The sequence below is a fragment of the Taklimakanibacter lacteus genome, assembly GCA_003576695.1.
GTDB classification, from domain to species: Bacteria; Pseudomonadota; Alphaproteobacteria; order Rhizobiales; family Aestuariivirgaceae; genus Taklimakanibacter; species Taklimakanibacter lacteus.
In genome coordinates this window covers 419741-435770 of the sequence record QOZQ01000001.1, presented here as the reverse complement: position 1 = coordinate 435770, position 16030 = coordinate 419741, and the positions used below count along the sequence as shown (strand labels likewise).

The 16030-nt window shown below is 64.7% G+C and carries 18 protein-coding genes; 9 read left to right on the top strand and 9 right to left on the bottom strand.

The genetic code is table 11. The annotated features are described in order from the left end of the window. Window positions 1–25 precede the first annotated feature (25 nt). Window positions 26–1375 carry a sensor histidine kinase gene (locus DT068_RS02030; protein ID WP_119388089.1) on the bottom strand — a complete coding sequence of 450 codons (1350 nt, stop codon included), beginning with the start codon at window positions 1373–1375 and terminating at the stop codon, window positions 26–28. After that, window positions 1375–2091, bottom strand: a complete 717-nt coding sequence (locus DT068_RS02025) for a response regulator (RefSeq protein ID WP_438816396.1) — start codon at window positions 2089–2091, stop codon at window positions 1375–1377. Before DT068_RS02025 ends, DT068_RS02030 begins: the two co-directional genes overlap by 1 nt. A 189-nt stretch (window positions 2092–2280) precedes the next feature. On the opposite strand from DT068_RS02025, the gene DT068_RS02020 reads away from it, so the two are divergent. From DT068_RS02020 to DT068_RS02010, 3 genes are all read left to right on the top strand, one after another. Beyond that, a complete protein-coding gene (locus DT068_RS02020) occupies window positions 2281–2583 on the top strand; it encodes a hypothetical protein (RefSeq protein ID WP_368904366.1) in 303 nt (100 codons plus the stop codon). A gap of 77 nt (window positions 2584–2660) precedes the next feature. After that, a complete protein-coding gene (locus tag DT068_RS02015) occupies window positions 2661–3569 on the top strand; it encodes a sterol desaturase family protein (protein WP_119388088.1) in 909 nt (302 codons plus the stop codon). A gap of 3 nt (window positions 3570–3572) precedes the next feature. Beyond that, complete coding sequence (locus DT068_RS02010; RefSeq protein ID WP_119388087.1) at window positions 3573–3863, top strand: cysteine rich repeat-containing protein; 291 nt, start codon at window positions 3573–3575, stop codon at window positions 3861–3863. Window positions 3864–3881: 18 nt separating this feature from the next. Here DT068_RS02010 and DT068_RS02005 read toward each other — a convergent pair whose 3' ends face one another. Further along, complete coding sequence (locus DT068_RS02005) at window positions 3882–5291, bottom strand: hypothetical protein (RefSeq protein WP_119388086.1); 1410 nt, start codon at window positions 5289–5291, stop codon at window positions 3882–3884. Between the two features lie 86 nt (window positions 5292–5377). Between DT068_RS02005 and DT068_RS02000 the strand changes: the two genes are divergently transcribed. The 5 genes from DT068_RS02000 to DT068_RS01980 all read left to right on the top strand — a co-directional run bounded on the left by DT068_RS02000 (window position 5378) and on the right by DT068_RS01980 (window position 10098). After that, on the top strand, window positions 5378–6670 hold the full coding sequence (locus DT068_RS02000) for an ABC transporter substrate-binding protein (protein WP_119388085.1): 1293 nt from the start codon (window positions 5378–5380) through the stop codon (window positions 6668–6670). A 161-nt stretch (window positions 6671–6831) separates the two neighbouring features. Next, window positions 6832–7716 (top strand): branched-chain amino acid ABC transporter permease, encoded by an 885-nt coding sequence (locus tag DT068_RS01995; protein WP_119388084.1) that lies wholly within the window; start codon window positions 6832–6834, stop codon window positions 7714–7716. Next, window positions 7713–8666, top strand: coding sequence for a branched-chain amino acid ABC transporter permease (locus DT068_RS01990; RefSeq protein ID WP_119388083.1), 954 nt, complete (start codon window positions 7713–7715; stop codon window positions 8664–8666). The genes DT068_RS01995 and DT068_RS01990 overlap by 4 nt, the downstream gene beginning before the upstream one ends. Then, complete coding sequence (locus DT068_RS01985; protein ID WP_119388082.1) at window positions 8663–9397, top strand: ABC transporter ATP-binding protein; 735 nt, start codon at window positions 8663–8665, stop codon at window positions 9395–9397. The genes DT068_RS01990 and DT068_RS01985 overlap by 4 nt, the downstream gene beginning before the upstream one ends. Further along, window positions 9397–10098: an ABC transporter ATP-binding protein gene (locus DT068_RS01980; RefSeq protein WP_119388081.1), complete on the top strand. Its 702-nt coding sequence runs from the start codon at window positions 9397–9399 to the stop codon at window positions 10096–10098. The genes DT068_RS01985 and DT068_RS01980 overlap by 1 nt, the downstream gene beginning before the upstream one ends. 81 nt (window positions 10099–10179) lie before the next feature. On the opposite strand, the gene DT068_RS01975 is transcribed toward DT068_RS01980, so the two are convergent. Both DT068_RS01975 and DT068_RS01970 read right to left on the bottom strand, forming a co-directional pair. Further along, window positions 10180–10536 carry an endonuclease domain-containing protein gene (locus DT068_RS01975; RefSeq protein WP_119388080.1) on the bottom strand — a complete coding sequence of 119 codons (357 nt, stop codon included), beginning with the start codon at window positions 10534–10536 and terminating at the stop codon, window positions 10180–10182. 121 nt (window positions 10537–10657) lie between these two features. Then, on the bottom strand, window positions 10658–11128 hold the full coding sequence (locus tag DT068_RS01970) for a MarR family winged helix-turn-helix transcriptional regulator (RefSeq protein ID WP_119388079.1): 471 nt from the start codon (window positions 11126–11128) through the stop codon (window positions 10658–10660). A gap of 88 nt (window positions 11129–11216) precedes the next feature. Between DT068_RS01970 and DT068_RS01965 the strand changes: the two genes are divergently transcribed. Further along, window positions 11217–12416, top strand: coding sequence for an amidohydrolase family protein (locus DT068_RS01965; protein ID WP_119388078.1), 1200 nt, complete (start codon window positions 11217–11219; stop codon window positions 12414–12416). Between the two features lie 141 nt (window positions 12417–12557). Here the strand turns inward: DT068_RS01965 and DT068_RS01960 are convergent, their stop codons facing one another. The 4 genes from DT068_RS01960 to DT068_RS01945 are packed head-to-tail and all read right to left on the bottom strand — an operon-like array spanning window position 12558 to window position 16030. Continuing rightward, entirely contained in the window at window positions 12558–13142 is a 585-nt protein-coding gene (locus DT068_RS01960; protein WP_119388077.1) for an amino acid synthesis family protein, read from the bottom strand. Further along, window positions 13139–13723: an amino acid synthesis family protein gene (locus tag DT068_RS01955; protein ID WP_119388076.1), complete on the bottom strand. Its 585-nt coding sequence runs from the start codon at window positions 13721–13723 to the stop codon at window positions 13139–13141. Before DT068_RS01955 ends, DT068_RS01960 begins: the two co-directional genes overlap by 4 nt. Continuing rightward, entirely contained in the window at window positions 13716–14591 is an 876-nt protein-coding gene (locus DT068_RS01950; protein WP_119388075.1) for a UPF0280 family protein, read from the bottom strand. Before DT068_RS01950 ends, DT068_RS01955 begins: the two co-directional genes overlap by 8 nt. Continuing rightward, window positions 14588–16030: a 6-hydroxynicotinate reductase gene (locus tag DT068_RS01945; protein ID WP_119388074.1), complete on the bottom strand. Its 1443-nt coding sequence runs from the start codon at window positions 16028–16030 to the stop codon at window positions 14588–14590. Before DT068_RS01945 ends, DT068_RS01950 begins: the two co-directional genes overlap by 4 nt.

Genomic DNA, 16030 nt, shown 5'->3' with positions numbered 1-16030 from the left:
TCGTGACGGGAAGTCCAGCTGCGGGTCACAGAGGCCGGAACATCGGCAACAGCAGTGTGATCCGTGCGCCGCCGCTTGCGGCGTCGCCAATCCCGAGGGTCCCGCCATGCGCTTCGACAAGGTTGCGGACGATGGCGAGGCCGAGGCCGGCGCCGCCCGTTTGCCGGTTGCGCGAGGTCTCAAGACGGACAAACGGCTCGAGCAGGAATTCGCGCAGATCGGGCGGAATGCCCGTGCCTTCGTCATCGACCGTCAAAACCAGCGACTGCGAATCGATCGCGATGCCCAGATGCGCCGCATGGCCGTATTTCAGGGCGTTGTCGACGAGGTTTGAGACAATGCGCCGGAGCGCGAGGCGATCGCCGAGAATGGTCGCGCCGGCGGCGCCCGGAGCGACCTGAAGCTCGACCGGCGCCCCCGCCGCTCGTCTGTCCTCGACCTCGATGCGGACGACGTCGTCGAGCTCCACAAGCTCCTGGGCAAGCTCTCCGGCGCCGGCGCGGCTGGCGAGCAGGGCATCGTCCAGGAGTCGGATCATGTCGGAGATATCGTTGATCGCACGATCGCGCTCCGCGCCCTCCGGGATGCGGTCGACGCGCAGACGCAATCGCGTCGCGAAGGTGCGGACATCGTGCGAGATTCCACCGAGCATCGCCATGCGGGCGCGCAGCAACTGCGCGAGGCGGGCCTGCAGCCGGTTGAAGGCGGCAATGAGCGCCTGGATTTCAGGCGCGCTGGCCCGCGCCTGGGGCAAGATCACCGGCGTGCCGGCGAGATCCATCCGATCGACGGCAGCGGAAAGCCGGGCAAGCGGTCGCGTTTCACGATGCATGATGACGAGGGCGAGAAAGGCGATCAGTGTCCCGAACAGGCCTGCGCCGAACCCCACCGGCAGGCCGAGCCGGGAGACCGGCAGTGGACTGCGCGTATTGATGAAGAGGGTTTCGCCGGTCCTCAGCGCAATGCGGAATTCGAGTGCGTTCGTGGTGATCGCGAAGAGCCGGGGGAAACGCCGCTCGGCCGGCACCGCAAACACGATGGCGAGCGGGCGACCCTCCAGGGCAGCCGCGTAGGCCTGCAGCAGTGTCTCGTCGACTGGCCGACCTTCACTTGCTGCGCCATCGGGCGCCCTGTCCGCTTGCAACCTGGCATCGAAGACCCGGGAGGCGACTGCAGCAAGGGCAAGCGGTCTTTGCTCACGGGGAATGCGCTCGATCAATTCCACAAGTGCCGCGATCTGTCGTGGCGATGGACGCGCGCTTTCCCCCTCCTGATCATATGAGCGGTAGACCAGCGCGATCGCCACGATCCAGGCCGTCGTCAGGGCAATGATCACGATCATCGCGATGCGGGCGGCAAGGCCCAGGCGCAGCATCACGGCACCGGCTTGACGGGAGCGGTGAACAGATAGCCGCCATTGCGAACAGTGCTGATCAAATTGGAGCCAGGGCTGGCAGCGTCGAGCTTCTTGCGCAAGCGCGAGACCAGCATGTCGACGGTGCGGTCGAAGGGATCGGCGGCGCGGCCACGCAGCCAGTCGAGAATCTGGTCGCGCGTCAGCACCCGGCGTGGCCGCTGCACGAAGCAGGCGAGCAGGTCGAATTCGGCGCTGGTGAAGCTCAGCACCCCGCCATTGTCGTCGGCCAGCTGGCGCGCATCGAGATCGATGACGAACCGGCCGAAGGCGAAGCGCCGCGAGGGCGTCGTGAAGGATTGCGCGCGCCCGCGCCGGAGCACGGCCCGGACGCGCGCCAGCAGCTCGCGCGGACCGAAGGGCTTCGCCAGATAGTCGTCCGCCCCCATCTCAAGGCCTACCACGCGATCGATCTCGTCGCTCTTGGCCGTCAGCATCAGGATCGGCAGAGCATCCCGGCTCCTGATCCTCCGGCAGATCGAAAGCCCGTCCTCGCCGGGCAGCATGAGGTCGAGGATGACGAGATCCGGCCGCATGCGGGCCAACACCTCGTCCATGGCCGCGGCATCCTTCGCCTCCTCGACGCCAAAGCCCTCCTTGCCCAGCAGCTCGGCGACGAGCCGGCGAATGTCGGAATCGTCCTCGACGATCAGGATGGTGGCCATCGGCAAGCCCATCCCCCGCTTTTCCGGTATCCGAAGGTGATGTGCAAGGACTTAAGCGAGCTTTTACAAACTGTTACATGCCCCTGACAGCCTGTTACAAAATACCATGCGCCGATCAAACCACGCTGACATCGCCACTGCAATCTCCCTGGCATGGACGGTTCGGGAAATGACCGCCAGTCGAAATCAAAGGAGATGAAAATGATGATGAAGCTATTCGCCGCGGCCGCCGTCGCCGCCACCCTGTCCATGGCGGCCGCCGATGCCAATGCCTGGACCCGTCACGGATCGGTGACGGGCTGGCGCGGCACCGCCACTGTCCAGGGCTCCGGAAGCTGCGCGGACGGTGTTTGCTCACGGCAGATCACGCGCACCGGCCCCTATGGCCGCAGCATGACCCGTCAGGGTTCGGTGAGCTGCGCCGACGGCGTGTGCACGGGAAGCCGCACGACCACCGGCCCGCGCGGCCGGACGATCCATCGCCAGGGCTCAATTTCACGCTGATCCCGGGCCTTGCCGGGCGGGATGCTTCCCCCACCCCGTCCGGCTCCTTCCGGCATGAGGTCAAAACGAGCAATGCCATGACGGACCAGCTCAACATCCTGACCAATCCCGCGATGCGCCTGACGATCCTTGCGGTCGCCGTGGGCTTCATGATCCTCGAATATCTTCTCAGCCGCCTTGCGCATCACGACCGGGAGACACACGACCTCGGCGAGAGCGCCGCATCCATCGGCGTGGCGCTCGGACAAAATGTCGTGCGGGCGCTCGAAGCCGGCATTGTCGCGATGCCTTTCGCTTTCGCCTACGGCCATCGGCTGTTCGAGATCGCTCCCTCCACCCCAGCCGCCATCGGCGCTCTCTTCCTCGCCACCGAATTCGTCTACTATTGGCACCATCGCGCCGCGCACCGCATTCGATGGATGTGGGCGACGCACTCGGTCCATCATTCGGCCACCAGGCTCAACCTCACCGCGGCGATCCGGCTCGGCTGGACCGGCAGCATCTCAGGCAATTTTCTGTTCTTCGTGCCGCTCGCCTGGATCGGCTTCCACCCTCTGGCCATCGTGGCGATGCTGGGCGTGAACCTGCTCTACCAGTTCTTCATCCATACGGAGCTCGCGCCTCGCCTGGGGCCGCTTGAATGGATATTGAACACACCGGCGCATCATCGCGTGCACCACGCCTCGAACCACTCCTGCCTCGACAAGAACTATGGCGGCATGCTGATCGTGTTCGACCGCCTGTTCGGCACTTTCGCCGAAGCGCCCCGGAATGAAAGGCTGCGTTACGGCCTCGTCGGCGGCAGGCCGACGCTCAACCCCATCCGCGTCGCGCTGGGCGAATGGGCCGCCCTGATCCGCGACGTCCGTAATGCGCCGTCGACGCGCATAAGGCTCCGCGCGCTCTTCGCGCCGCCAGGATCCGTCAAGATCGCCGGCAAGTCCGGCAGCAATTGTTCGCCATCAGCCTCAATCAAAGGAGAATGAACCATGAAGTCCACCTCACGCCGCCCTATCGCTTTTGCCGCCGTCACATTGCTTGCGCTCGCCATTGCCGGCTCCGGCGGCACGGCGGCGCAAACGCAGGTCACACCTGAGATGAAGGCCCAGGTAAAGGCGCTGGCACGCGCCTGTCGAGCGGATTTCCGCCGGCTTTGTCCGGGCGTCAAGCGGGGTGGCGGCCGTATTCTCGCTTGCCTGCAAGACCACAACAGCGAACTGTCGTCGCAATGCCGCGACGCCATGTCGAAGGCTTCCGAAACCGGCGCCCTGCCGCAGTGATGGCGGGCACACGAGCGTTCAGCCGATCTGCGGCGTCGACAGGAGCCACAGGCCGAACAGCGTGTAGCCCACCATCAGCAGGGCCACGGGGATTTCACTCCTCACAGCCTTCCAGCGATCATCCGTCTCGGCCAATGCGATCCGATGCGCCATCAGTGTCGCGATGATATGGCCGATGACGATGATCGCGGTCTGTACCCGATAGATCAGCACCACCCTGTCATGGCCGAGCCCCATGCCGGAGCCGGCATGCACGGTGCCATGCGGGATGAGCTCCCAGCCGAGGCCAAAGGGGTCGGCCAGCGCCAGGATGACGGAAGGAAAGCCGACGATCAGGCTCGGCAGGTAATGCGCCAGGTGATAGGCGATGGAGATCGGGACAAGCGAGAGCACGAAAAGGCCGAGCGCCTTGCGCCGCGAGGGGACGAGGCGGGTGCGAAAGGGTCCGAGCTCGATCGCCAGCGCATAGAGCGCGCCGAGCGCCAGGATGCTCAAGGCGAGGCCTGAGCTGTTCGCCCGGAGCACGGCGGAGCGTCCGGGAAATTCGAGCGGATTGATGCCGAGCCATCCCATCCAGGTGAAGCTTCGCGCCAGCCCATCGAAGGAGACCGAGGCCAGGGTCACGAGGATGAACAACACCCCGGTGAGACTGGTGAAGTCATCCTTGCTTCCAGGGCTGCCGAAGGTGAGCGCGACGCCGGCGCGATTTTCCCGCACCGTCATACGCCACTGCAAGGGGCTGAAGCTTCCGGCCATGGCGAAGAAGGCGGAAAACGCTTCTCCGTGCGAGAGCCAGCGCGGCCCGAAGAGGAGAAGGCCTGCGAAGGTGATGAGCCAATAGGCCGCGACCGCGATCGCCAGCTGGTACGGATCCTGCGGCACGACATAGATGAGCTCGAACCAGGCGAAGCCGAAGAACAGGATGATCGCGGGCCAGTAGCCCCAGCGCGCCGGATAGGTGAGCGGCGCCCGCCAGGGCAGGAGATCATGGAGCCCGATCCACGGATTGATCATTGACCAAAGATTGCCGGCGATGACGACGAGAAACGTGAAGCCCATCCACCACAAGGTCCATACCGTGAGCGGCAGAGGATTGACGAGCGGATCGGGCTTGCCGGCGAAACCCGCGGCGAGGAGAAAAGCGAGAAAGGCAAGGCTGAGCAGACTGATGGTCCGCAGGACCGGGCGCGGCACCTCATGCACGGGGGCAGCGACGCGCGCTTCTTCCCGCCGCTTGTGAAAGAGCGCCAGCACGCAGAACGAGACGAGCACCGCCAGCGCGCCGCCGATAATATAGAGCTCGGTCGGCAGGAGCAGGATTTCCGCCCCCTCGCCCGCATGCGCTGCGGCTTCGCGCGCGCCCGGCAGGCAGAAGGTGAAGACGGCGAGAGCGCGACGACCGGTCGCTTGCGTGAACAGCGCAATCACGTCACACCTCTTCTTGACCTGCGAATGAAACTATGTGTATACCAACAATCAACGAGATAACCAACATCGTCTCTAGGGAGGCGTCCATGAGTGCCCGCAAAACAGGCAACCCTGTTTCCTTGTCTCGCCGTCAAATTCTCGCCGGTGCCGGCGCCTTGTCCGGCCTCGCTCTGGCGGGCCAGTTTCCAAGATCAGCCTATGCCGCCGGTGATCCGCTCAAGATCGGCCTGCAGGCGCACCGCACCGGCATCGGCGCCGCCTATGGCTATTGGTATGAGCGCACCAGCGTCGCCGCCGTCAAGGTGATCAACGACATGGGCGGCATTGCCGGGCGTCCGGTCGAGCTCATCGTCGAGGATGATGCCACCGATGCCAAGCGCGCCGGCGAGGTGATGGAGAAATTCGCCACCCAGCATAATGTCGATTTCGTCTTCGGTCCGCTTTTCGGCCATGTCGTCGGCGCTTCCGCCGCGCGCGCCGCCGACCTGAAGATGCCGCTCTTCATCGTCAGCGAGGGCAGCGAGCTCGCCGACGGCCAGTTCAACCGCTATGTGTTCCAGACCGGCATCACCAATGTGCGCTCGCAGGTCAAGGCGATATCGCCCTTCGTCATCGGCAATGTCGGCAAGAAGGTCACGATGATCATCCCGGATTATATCTTCGGATATAATCACCGCGACTTCTTCACCGAGGCCGCCAAGGCTGAGGGCGGCGAGGTCAAGGCGGTCATCGCCATCCCGCCGACCGAGACCAGCTTCACCAAATATTTCTCGCAGATCCCGCCTGATACCGACGCCATCTATCATGTGATGGTGGGCCCGGGCGTGCTCACTTTCGTGCGCGAGCTCGGCGAGTTCTTCGGCACCAAGGGACCGAAGCTTTTCGGCTTCATCGACTCGCTCGAAGCGGTCGCCATCGCCTCGCCCGGCCTCGAATTCCTCGAAGGCTCGCATCTGTGGGAGGCCTTCCCGCGCTATCTCTCCGGCCTCGACACTGAAGGCGCCAAATTCTACCGCGACGCCGTCGGCCTCGACGAGAACGGCGCCAACAAGGACAACGCCAAGGAAGTCTCGACCAATTCGCACATGTTCGGCTGCTGGGAGACCCTGTTCTCGATCAAGCAGGCCGTCGAGGCGTCGGGCTACAAGGGGGCGTCCGACCGCAAGACTTTCATCGAGACCGTCGAGGCGATCACCTCCTTCGCCGAAGGCAAGGAGCATCCGCAGGGCGAGAAGAAATTCATCGGCAAGGCGCATCAGTGCTTCGGCCGGCAGTTCATCTCCCAGGTCGAAGGCGGCAAGCTGAAAGTGGTGCACACCACGTCCATCGAGGACGGACTCTACGAGCCGAAGGCGGATTACACGACGCAGGCCCTGTGATAGCCCACTTTCGTCATCCGGCGAAAGCCGGGCCCCCTGAAAAAGTGCAATCTGGGCGGCGCTGCTCGCTACGGCAAATTTAATGGGTCCCGGCTTTCGCCGGGATGACGGAAAAGGATCGGGGCGGATCGCGTGTCTAGAATCATGGTTCCGTTTCCACGATGATCACCGGCCCTGCCCTCCTCCTCGCCTTGATGGAAGGCGCGGTCGGCGCCGCTGTCCTGGCGCTGACAGCGCTCGGCCTGTCGCTCGTCTTTGGCGTCATGCGGGTGATCAACATCGCCCATGGCGAATTCGTCATGCTGGGCGCCATCATCGTCTGGTGGTGCTCGGCGGAGTTGCTGGGCGCCCATCCGGCCCTGGGCTTCCTGCTCGCCCTCGTGATGGCGCCGGTCGTCGTCGGCCTCATCGCCATGGCCGCCGACTGGCTGGTGCTGCGTCGCATCAACTACGATCCCGAGCGCACCATCGTCGCCACAATGGGCCTGCTCTATGTCATCCAGCAGAGCGTGCTGATGACCTATGGTCCGGATGCGCGGCCGATCGAGCCGCCCGTCTATTTCCGCATCCAGCTGCCCTGGTTCGGCTATTCCGGCTACAAGCTCATCGTCATCGCGCTGGCGCTGCTGCTGCTCGGCATCACCTGGCTGATCCTGTCGAAGAGCCGCATCGGCCTCTACATGCGCGCCACAAGGCTCGATGCCGAAACCGCCCAGGCCTTCGGCGTGCCGGTCAGGCGCGTCTATGCCTCGGTTTTCGCGCTGGGCGCCATGCTGGCCGCGGTCTCGGGCGTGCTGATCGCCCCCATCCAGCAGGCGCATTACCTCATGGGCGCCGATCCGCTGCTGCTCTCCTTCATCGTCGTCATTGTCGGGGGCTTGGGAAATCTGCGCGGCACCTTGCTGGCCGCGGCCCTTATCGGCATCGGCGAAGGCATGATCGCGGTCCTGTTCTCGCCCACTCTCGCCAAGATGATCGCGACACTTCTGGTGGCGCTCGTCCTCATCGCCAGACCGGGCGGCCTCATGCGCGAGAGCGCCCCATGAGACAGGCGGCGTTCAGATCTTACGCATTTCATATTGCCGTCATCGCGGCCCTCTTCCTCCTGCAATATGTGCTGCCCGCCTATCACATCGGCACCTTCACCCGCATCATGGTCTATGCGGTGCTGGCGATCGGCTACAATATCCTCTTCGGCTATACCGGCCTGATGAGCCTCGGCCATGCGATGTTCTTCGCCGCCGGCGCCTATGGCGCGGGCCTCTCCGTCTACTGGCTGGGCTTCGGCCCGATCGCGGCGCTGCTGGCGGGTGTGGCTTCCGCCTTCGTCGTCTCGCTGCTGGCGGGTATCGTGGTCCTCAGGGTGAGCGGCGTCGCCTTTCTCATCGTCACCTTGATGCTGGCGCAGGCGGCGTTCCTCGCCACCTTGTATTTCAACACCATCACGCTGGGCGACCAGGGCATCGTGCTGTCGCTGCGCCCGATCGAGATGGCCGGGCTTTCCTTCGCGCTCTCCGACCCGTCGGTGAAATATAATGTGGCGCTTGCCGCCTTCGCCTTCGCGCTCCTCTTCAGCCTCTGGCTCTTGCGCTCGCCCTTCGGCCGCATCCTGATCGCGGTGCGCGAGAACGAGGCGCGCACGAAGCTCCTCGGCTACAACACCTTTCTCTATCGCTTCTGGGCGCTGGTGATCTCGGGCACCCTGTCGGGGCTCTCGGGCGCCCTCTACTGCCTTCTCTTCGCCTATGTCGGCGCCTCCTTCGCCTCGCTGCAATATTCGACACTGCCGCTGCTCTACACCTTGCTCGGCGGCACCGGCGTGACGCTGGGCCCGCTCGCCGGCACGGCGATCATGTATTACCTCATCGACATATCGAGCAGCTTCACCTCGAGCTACATGATCATCGTAGGCGCAGCGCTGCTCGTCATCACGCTCTGGTTCCCGGAGGGCATCGGCGGCTGGGTGCGCCGCTTCCTCAGGAGGAAGCCCGCATGACGCTGCTCGAGACCAGGGGCCTGAGCCGGCGCTATGGCGGCGTGACGGCGGTGAACGATGTCTCCTTCCGCCTCGAGCAGGGCGAGATCCGCAGCATCATCGGCCCCAATGGCGCCGGCAAGACCACTTTCGTCAGCATGATCTGCGGCCGCATCCCGCCGAGCGGTGGCGCCGTCTTCTTCGAGGACCATGACATCACCAATATGAGTCCGTGGAAACGGGTGATGCGCGGCATCGTCTATACGTTCCAGATCACCAGCATCTATCCCAAGCTCACTCTGCGCGAGAATGTGGCGCTGGCTGTCCAGCGCCGGCTGACGGCGAAGCCCGGTCTTCATCTGTCGCTCTCCCCTGATGCCCTCGATGCCGCGATCGATGAGGCCCTGTCGGCGGTGGGCCTCAACAACGAGGCGGATCGCCTGGCGGGCGTGCTGCCCTATGGCCATCAACGCCTGCTCGAGCTCGCCATGGGCCTGGCGCTCAAGCCGTCTCTGCTGGTGCTGGACGAGCCGACGCAGGGCCTGGCGCCCGGCGACATCCAGCCCTTCTGCGATCTCATCCGCAGGACGGCAAAGACCTCGACCATCCTTTTCATCGAGCACAATCTCAAGGTCGTCCTCGACCTCGCCGACCGGATCACCGTCATGGACCGGGGCGCTATCCTCGCCGAAGGCACGCCCGCCGAGATCGAGAGGCACCCGGCGGTGCAGCAGGCCTATCTGGGGGACTGATGCTCGAGCTCACCCGCATATCGAGCGCCTATGGCGCGGTGGAGGTCCTGAAGGAGATCTCTTTCACCCTCGCCGCGGGCGAGATCCTGGGCGTCATGGGCCGCAACGGCGCCGGCAAGACGACGATACTTAAGACCATCATGGGCCTCATCCCGAAGCGGCGGGGATCGCTGAAGATCGCTGCTGAGGAGATTTCCCATCTGCCGCCGCATGCCGTCCCGGCGCGTGGCATCGCCTATGTCCCGCAGGGCCGCCGGTTGTTCAGCGAGCTGACCGTGGCCGAGAATCTGCGCATGGGATTGCTGGTCAATAACGCGCCGCAAAGCGATGCCGAGCCGGTGCTCGATCTCTTTCCCATATTGCGCGAGCGGTTGGCGCAGGCCGCCGGCACATTGTCGGGGGGCGAGCAGCAGATGCTGGCGGTGGCGCGGGCTTTATGCACCAAGCCGAAAGTGCTGCTGCTCGACGAGCCGAGCGAGGGCCTGTTCCCGGCGGTGACCCATCGCATCCTCGACACCGTGGCGCAATTGCGCCAGTCGGGCGTCGCCATCCTGCTGGTCGAGCAGCAGGTCAAATCCGCTCTGCGCATCTGCGATCGCATCCTGCTGATCGAGAACGGCGTCATCCAGCATGAGGCCAAAGCCAGCGAGCTCGCCGCCAATCCGGTGCCGCTCGAACGCTATATCGGCGTGCATCGCTGAAGCTCGTTACCCGTCAGAATCTCCCTCCCCGCATGGCGGGGAGGGTGGCGCGAAGCGTCGGGTGGGGTCACGCCGCCGCACTTATGCGAAGGGATTTTCTCCTTGCAGAAATGCCCAGATTGTATCGGCAGCGGCATCAGGATCGCTATTAACATCGGCATTCCATAAGCGCGCAACGCGATAGCCTTTGGCGCGGAAATGCGCATCTCGTTTTGCGTCATGTGCCGAACCATGGTCTTCACCATGCTGACTACCGTCGACTTCGACGATCAGCTTGTGCGTCTTGCAGACGAAATCCAGGACGTAACCGTCGATCGGCGCTTGCCTACGAAAGTGATAACCCTTGCTGCGCCATGTCCTCAATCTTACCCAGAGTTTCACTTCTTCTGGAGTCATGCGTTTTCGAAGCGAACGAGCGAAGGCGATACGGTCGTCCATGGATTGCTCCATCCTGACTGCGCGCGAACGTTACTAGGCTAGGTGCATAGGGGAAAGACCCCACCCCCGCCCTTCGGGCGTACCCTCCCCGCTCCGCGGTGAGGGAGAGGATACGATCGGGTCACCGCAGCTTCGTCAGCAGCGCCAGCAGCCGCGTCTGCTCCTCGGGCGTCAAAGGCGCCATCGTCACCTGGCTGATGGCGGCGGCGCGCGGCGTGAGCTTCCGGGTGAGCCGCCTGCCCTGCTCGGTCAGCCGCACCACGAGCCTTCGCGCATCGCCGGGATCGGGATTGGTCTCCACCAGCTGGCGCTTGCCGAGCCTCAGCACCACGCCCTTGATGGTCGCCGCATCCATGGAGGTGAGCCGGCCGAGCAGGTTCTGCGACGTGGGGCCGATCTCCTGGAGCTTGGACAGCGCCGCCCATTGCGTCGGCGTGACGCCCTCGCCGATCAGCTCGTCGAAGATCACCGCATGGCGCTGGCTTACTTGCCTCAGGATGAAGCCGACCTGGCTGTCGAGCACATAATCATCATCGTCCGGCTTGCGGCCATTGCCGCCCTGGCGCGATGGTGCCGGTTTGCGCGATGTCATCGTCGGGTTCTCTCAAGCAGGACAGCAGGTGCTTGCTCCTTCCCTATTGTTTGCCTACAAATATTCATTCTGACAAGAGGAGACGAACATGTCCCATGAGGCCGCCACCCCTGCCGCTGGTCCCCGGAAGACCGTCATCCGCAATATCGGCCTTGTCCTGTCGGGCGCTCTCGAGAATCCCATCCTCGATGCCGATACGATCGCGGCGGTCGACGGCAGGATCACGCAGATCGGCCGCGCCAGGGACATCGATGCCGAAGGAGCGACGGTGATCATCGATGCCAAGGGCTGCGCACTTGCGCCGGGGCTTATCGACAGCCATGTGCATCCGGTGGCGGGCGACTGGACGCCGCGCCAGAACCAGCTCGGCTGGATCGACAGCAATCTCAATGGCGGCATCACCACCATGATCTCGGCGGGCGAGGTGCACACGCCGGGCCGGCCGCGCGATGTGATCGGCCTCAAGGCGCTCGCCATCTCGGCGCAACGCCAGTTCGCCAATTTCAGGCCGTCCGGCGTCAAGGTCCATGCCGGGGCACCCTGCATCGAGCCCGAGATGACGGAGCAGGATTTCAAGGACCTGGCGGAAGCCGGCGTGAAGCTTCTGGGCGAAGTGGGGCTCGGCGGCGTCAAGGACGGCCCGACGGCGCGCCGCATGGTGGCCTGGGCGCGCAAATACGGCATCCAGAGCACCATCCATACCGGCGGCCCGTCCATTCCGGGCTCGGGCCTCATCGACAAGGATGTGGTGCTCGAAGCCGACACCGATGTGGTGGGCCATATCAATGGCGGCCACACGGCGCTGCCCGACACGCAGATCCGCTGCATCTGCGAGGGCTGCAAGCGCGGCCTCGAGATCGTGCACAATGGCAATGAGCGCGCCGCGCTTTATGCGCTGCGCGCCGCGACCGAGATGAAGCAGCTCGAGCGCGTGATCTTAGGCACCGATGCGCCGGCAGGCTCCGGCGTGCAGCCGCTCGGCATATTGCGCATGATCTCCATGCTGTCCGCTTTGGGCGACCTGCCGGCGGAACAGGCCATCTGCCTCGCCACCGGCAACACCGCGCGCATGCGCAAGCTCGACTGCGGATTGATCGAGACCGGCCGTGCGGCCGATTTCGTGCTGATGGATACCGCCCAGCATTCGGCCGGCGAGACCTTGCTCGACAGCATAAGGCTCGGCGACCTGCCCGGCATCGGCATGGTGATCATCGACGGCCTGGTGCGCTGCCAGCGCAGCCGCAACACGCCGCCGGCGAAACGGATTCCGACGATCGAGAAGGCGTGACCCCCAAAACCGTCATCCCGGCGAAAGCCGGGACCCATTAAATTCGCGCAACGCGATCAACGCCGATCGTGAGGTGAGATCGCAATGGATCCCGGCTTTCGCCGGGATGACGAACTGGGGTTGCGTGCGGGGGACTGCGCTCTACCGCAACCCGTCCTCGCCCTTGATCTCCGACGTCTTCAACCCGCCGACGCGCGGCAGCGGGCGTCCACCCGAGGTGACGGCAACCGCCACCATGATCTCATTGGCGCGCGGCGCGTCATTGACCCTGACTTCCATGCCGTCGAAATGGCTGCGCACATAGGCGGCATCCTTGTGGCCGAGCGGCACATCGAGCACGACCCCCATGGGGCCGCGCTTCTTCGATGACGGGATGAGCGCCGCACCTTTGCCCAGCACCTTGCGGAAAGGTGTGCCGAGCTTGGGATGGAGGATCGCTGCCGCATGCTCAAGCTCGCCATTCTCGCCGACAGCCGCCGCCTTGCCATAGCTCTCCACGCTGGCGCCCGGTATCCCCAATGCGGCGACAGCGCGCTCGGCCAGAAGGCCACCCAACTCCTCGCCGACATCGATGAGCAGGCTCAGGTCTTCCTGATACCTGCCGGCAAAGGGATTCTCGATCACCGCCACCGCGGCCGCGCGGCGTATGGGTGGTGTCACCGCCTTGCCCTGCTCGCTCAGCGTCTCATCCACGAAGGTGACGATTTTCCGAATCCTGGCTTTCATCTCAGTCCATCCTTTCCGGCAATATCCTTGGCCGCCAGCCCGCCGGCGCGGGCATGGACGCGCGCCCCCGTGGTCATCACCAGGATCAGCACCATCTCATTCGCGCGGGGTGCGTCCGGAAGACCAACCTCCATCGCATCGAAATGGCTGCGCACATAGGAGGCATTGATATGGGTGACGGGCACATCGATGCGCGTGCCGGGCCCGCCCACTTTCTTGGTCGAGGGCACGATCGCTTTCGCACCGCCCAGGAGCTCACGCATCGCATAGCCGCCCGGCTCATGCCACAGCGCACCATGCTCGAGCTCCCCGCCCTCGCCCACGATGGCGGCCTTGCCATAGCCTTCGACCACCCTGGCATCGCCGCCGAGCGCCGCGATGAGCCGGCGCGCCATGTCGAGCCCGAGCGGCTTCAGGTCGTCCATGAAAGGCTGGATTTCTTCGTGATATCTGCCGGCGAACGGATTGGCGATCACGGCGAGAGCCGAGGCGCGCCGCTGCGGCACGGCGGCGACCGGCCCGCCCTCATGGAAGATCTCTTCGACGGAGACGAGAAATTTCCTGATCTTCAGCTCATGCATATATAGCTATCCTTGCTGTTTCCCTGTTGCGCGCCCGGTAGTGGCCGACGGTTCGCGTCTCGCCCTGCAGGTGGAGGGCGGCTGCAATAACAAGGCCCTCTGCCACGAGGCGCTGCGCGGTCCGGCAGCCGCGCGTCAGCGCGCGATCGATCTCATCCTTCGACAAGGCGCCGACGCCGCGCGTCACTTCCCGCTCCTTGAGATCATTGTCGGGCTGGATATCGCAAGCCCGCGCGCGCGCGATGGCCGCATGGCCGGGCAGGTCGACATCATTGGCGATGATGGTCGCCGCCGCATCGGCATGGCTCGCTGTCTCGGCCAGGACGGTCACCGCATCGGCGATGCCGAGCGAGAAGCTGCGGCCGCGCCAGCCGCTGGTCGCGATGCCGCGCACGCCGTCCTCTTCCCCGATCTCCGCTGTGCCGAAGAGCGAGGGCTGGTCGGGCCGGTCGACGAGCCCGATGCGGAACGAGCTGCCTGGCGCCAGATGAAGCGCGATATCGCCGCCATTATTGACATAGGCGCGAGCCAAATGAGCAGCTTCCGTCATCGCCGCAAGGATCTCCTCGGCGACGCTGCCGGCCACCGCCGCCATCGGCGTGATGAAACGGCCTCGCGCGAAAGGAAGCGTCGCGCGCCACATAAGCTGCGCGGTAATTCCCTCCGGCCTCACCGACGTGGCCTGACGCAACAGGGAAAGCTCGGCGCACAATTCATCGAGGATCGTCGCAAAGCGCAACTCCGCCGCGCCATAAGCGGCACGAACAGCAGACGCGTCACCTTTCGCCTCGATCAACAGATCGATCGGACCGTCATGGAGATGCAACCTCTTTCCGTCGGCCAGGAGCTGCGCCTGATAGCGGGTCATGGTGCGTTGACCCGTTTCTTGCCCTTGGCCAGGGCGACTTCCGACAGAGGCCGCACATGATCCATATGCCCGCCGAGCAGGCGATAATCGTCGCGGCGCATGGTGAATTCGATGGGAGCGACGAGCGCCGGCGTCGGCACATAGCCGAAGGCATTGGCCGGCAACAGGGTCACATCGACCATGAAGGTGATGCCGCCGCCCGGCCACACATAGGTGGGAGCGCCGCCCGCGGTCACCCGCGTGAATGAATCCTTCACCGACTTGGTGAGGCGCACCGGATTTTCCGTGACCCCGGCGCGCAGCGACCCGCCGGCGCCGCCCATGAACAGCACCGTCGACAGGGCCGGCTCGCAATTCTCCTTGATGCGCTCGACCGAGGCCCGCATGCCGGCCGGCATCTCCTTCTCGACCGGCGCCAGCTCCGCGTCGAGCTCGAAATAGGCGCTGTGCTCGCCGGTCGTCGACACCATCAGCATGCGCAGGCCCGGCCACGCCTCCTTCGCGTCGAAAGGCTTCAATATCGCGAGCGGATCGCTGAGATCGGTGCCGCCCCAGCCGGTGCCGGGCTCGGCCACCTTGAAATAGCGCCCGGGCGTCGAACGATGGCCCTTGATCTTGATGCCGGTGTCGCGCACGCCGAGGAATTTTCCGGCCTGGTGCTCGGACAGCACGCCGGTGATGTGGTCATCGACCACCACCACCTCATCGATCTGCCCGAACCACTGGCGCGCGAACATGCCGATGGTGGCCGAGCCGCAGCCGACCCGCATCCGCTCTTCCGGTGTGCCGTTGATGATCGGCGGCTTGCCGGCCTCGACGATGAGAGTGACGCCGCCATCGACCGTCATCTCGACTGGCTTGCCGTTGCACAGCGACAGCAGCGCATCGCAGGTGACGCGGCCTTCCTTCTTCGAGCCGCCGGTCAGATGGCGAACCCCGCCGAGCGCCAGCATCTGCGAGCCATATTCGGCCGTCGTGACATGGCCCACCTGCTCGCCATTGACGCGCACCGCCGCGGTCTCAGGCCCCAGATGCCGGTCGGTGTCGATCTTCACCTTGACGCCGCAATAGCTGAAGATGCCCTCGGTGACGACCGTCACCATGTCGACGCCATTGACCTCGGAGGAGACGATGAAAGGCGCCGGCTTATAGTCGGGATAGGTGGTGCCGGCGCCGATCGCGGTCACGAAAGTATTGGCGCTTTCGACGATGCGGCCGTCCCAGTCCTTCTCGCGCCCGAGGAAGGAGATGACCTGGCCGCCGCCCTTGATCGTCTTGTCGAGCAGCACATGCGGATCGACCCGCACCAACTGCCCCTCGATATTGGCATAGCGGTCGCAGGCGCCGGTATTGCCGGGCTTGATGTAGCACAGCACCGGACAGGCATCGCAGCGGATCTTGTCGGCTTGAGGCGTGATCGGGAGAGCTGCCTCTGACAT

Coding starts and splice junctions, on each gene's coding strand:
- DT068_RS02030 (WP_119388089.1), bottom strand. CDS start 1,375: ATGCTGCGCCTGGGCCTTGCCGCCCGCATCGCGATGATCGTGATCATT.
- DT068_RS02025 (WP_438816396.1), bottom strand. CDS start 2,091: ATGGGCTTGCCGATGGCCACCATCCTGATCGTCGAGGACGATTCCGAC.
- DT068_RS02020 (WP_368904366.1), top strand. CDS start 2,281: ATGATGATGAAGCTATTCGCCGCGGCCGCCGTCGCCGCCACCCTGTCC.
- DT068_RS02015 (WP_119388088.1), top strand. CDS start 2,661: ATGACGGACCAGCTCAACATCCTGACCAATCCCGCGATGCGCCTGACG.
- DT068_RS02010 (WP_119388087.1), top strand. CDS start 3,573: ATGAAGTCCACCTCACGCCGCCCTATCGCTTTTGCCGCCGTCACATTG.
- DT068_RS02000 (WP_119388085.1), top strand. CDS start 5,378: ATGAGTGCCCGCAAAACAGGCAACCCTGTTTCCTTGTCTCGCCGTCAA.
- DT068_RS01995 (WP_119388084.1), top strand. CDS start 6,832: ATGATCACCGGCCCTGCCCTCCTCCTCGCCTTGATGGAAGGCGCGGTC.
- DT068_RS01990 (WP_119388083.1), top strand. CDS start 7,713: ATGAGACAGGCGGCGTTCAGATCTTACGCATTTCATATTGCCGTCATC.
- DT068_RS01985 (WP_119388082.1), top strand. CDS start 8,663: ATGACGCTGCTCGAGACCAGGGGCCTGAGCCGGCGCTATGGCGGCGTG.
- DT068_RS01980 (WP_119388081.1), top strand. CDS start 9,397: ATGCTCGAGCTCACCCGCATATCGAGCGCCTATGGCGCGGTGGAGGTC.
- DT068_RS01975 (WP_119388080.1), bottom strand. CDS start 10,536: ATGGACGACCGTATCGCCTTCGCTCGTTCGCTTCGAAAACGCATGACT.
- DT068_RS01970 (WP_119388079.1), bottom strand. CDS start 11,128: ATGACATCGCGCAAACCGGCACCATCGCGCCAGGGCGGCAATGGCCGC.
- DT068_RS01965 (WP_119388078.1), top strand. CDS start 11,217: ATGTCCCATGAGGCCGCCACCCCTGCCGCTGGTCCCCGGAAGACCGTC.
- DT068_RS01960 (WP_119388077.1), bottom strand. CDS start 13,142: ATGAAAGCCAGGATTCGGAAAATCGTCACCTTCGTGGATGAGACGCTG.
- DT068_RS01955 (WP_119388076.1), bottom strand. CDS start 13,723: ATGCATGAGCTGAAGATCAGGAAATTTCTCGTCTCCGTCGAAGAGATC.
- DT068_RS01950 (WP_119388075.1), bottom strand. CDS start 14,591: ATGACCCGCTATCAGGCGCAGCTCCTGGCCGACGGAAAGAGGTTGCAT.
- DT068_RS01945 (WP_119388074.1), bottom strand. CDS start 16,030: ATGTCAGAGGCAGCTCTCCCGATCACGCCTCAAGCCGACAAGATCCGC.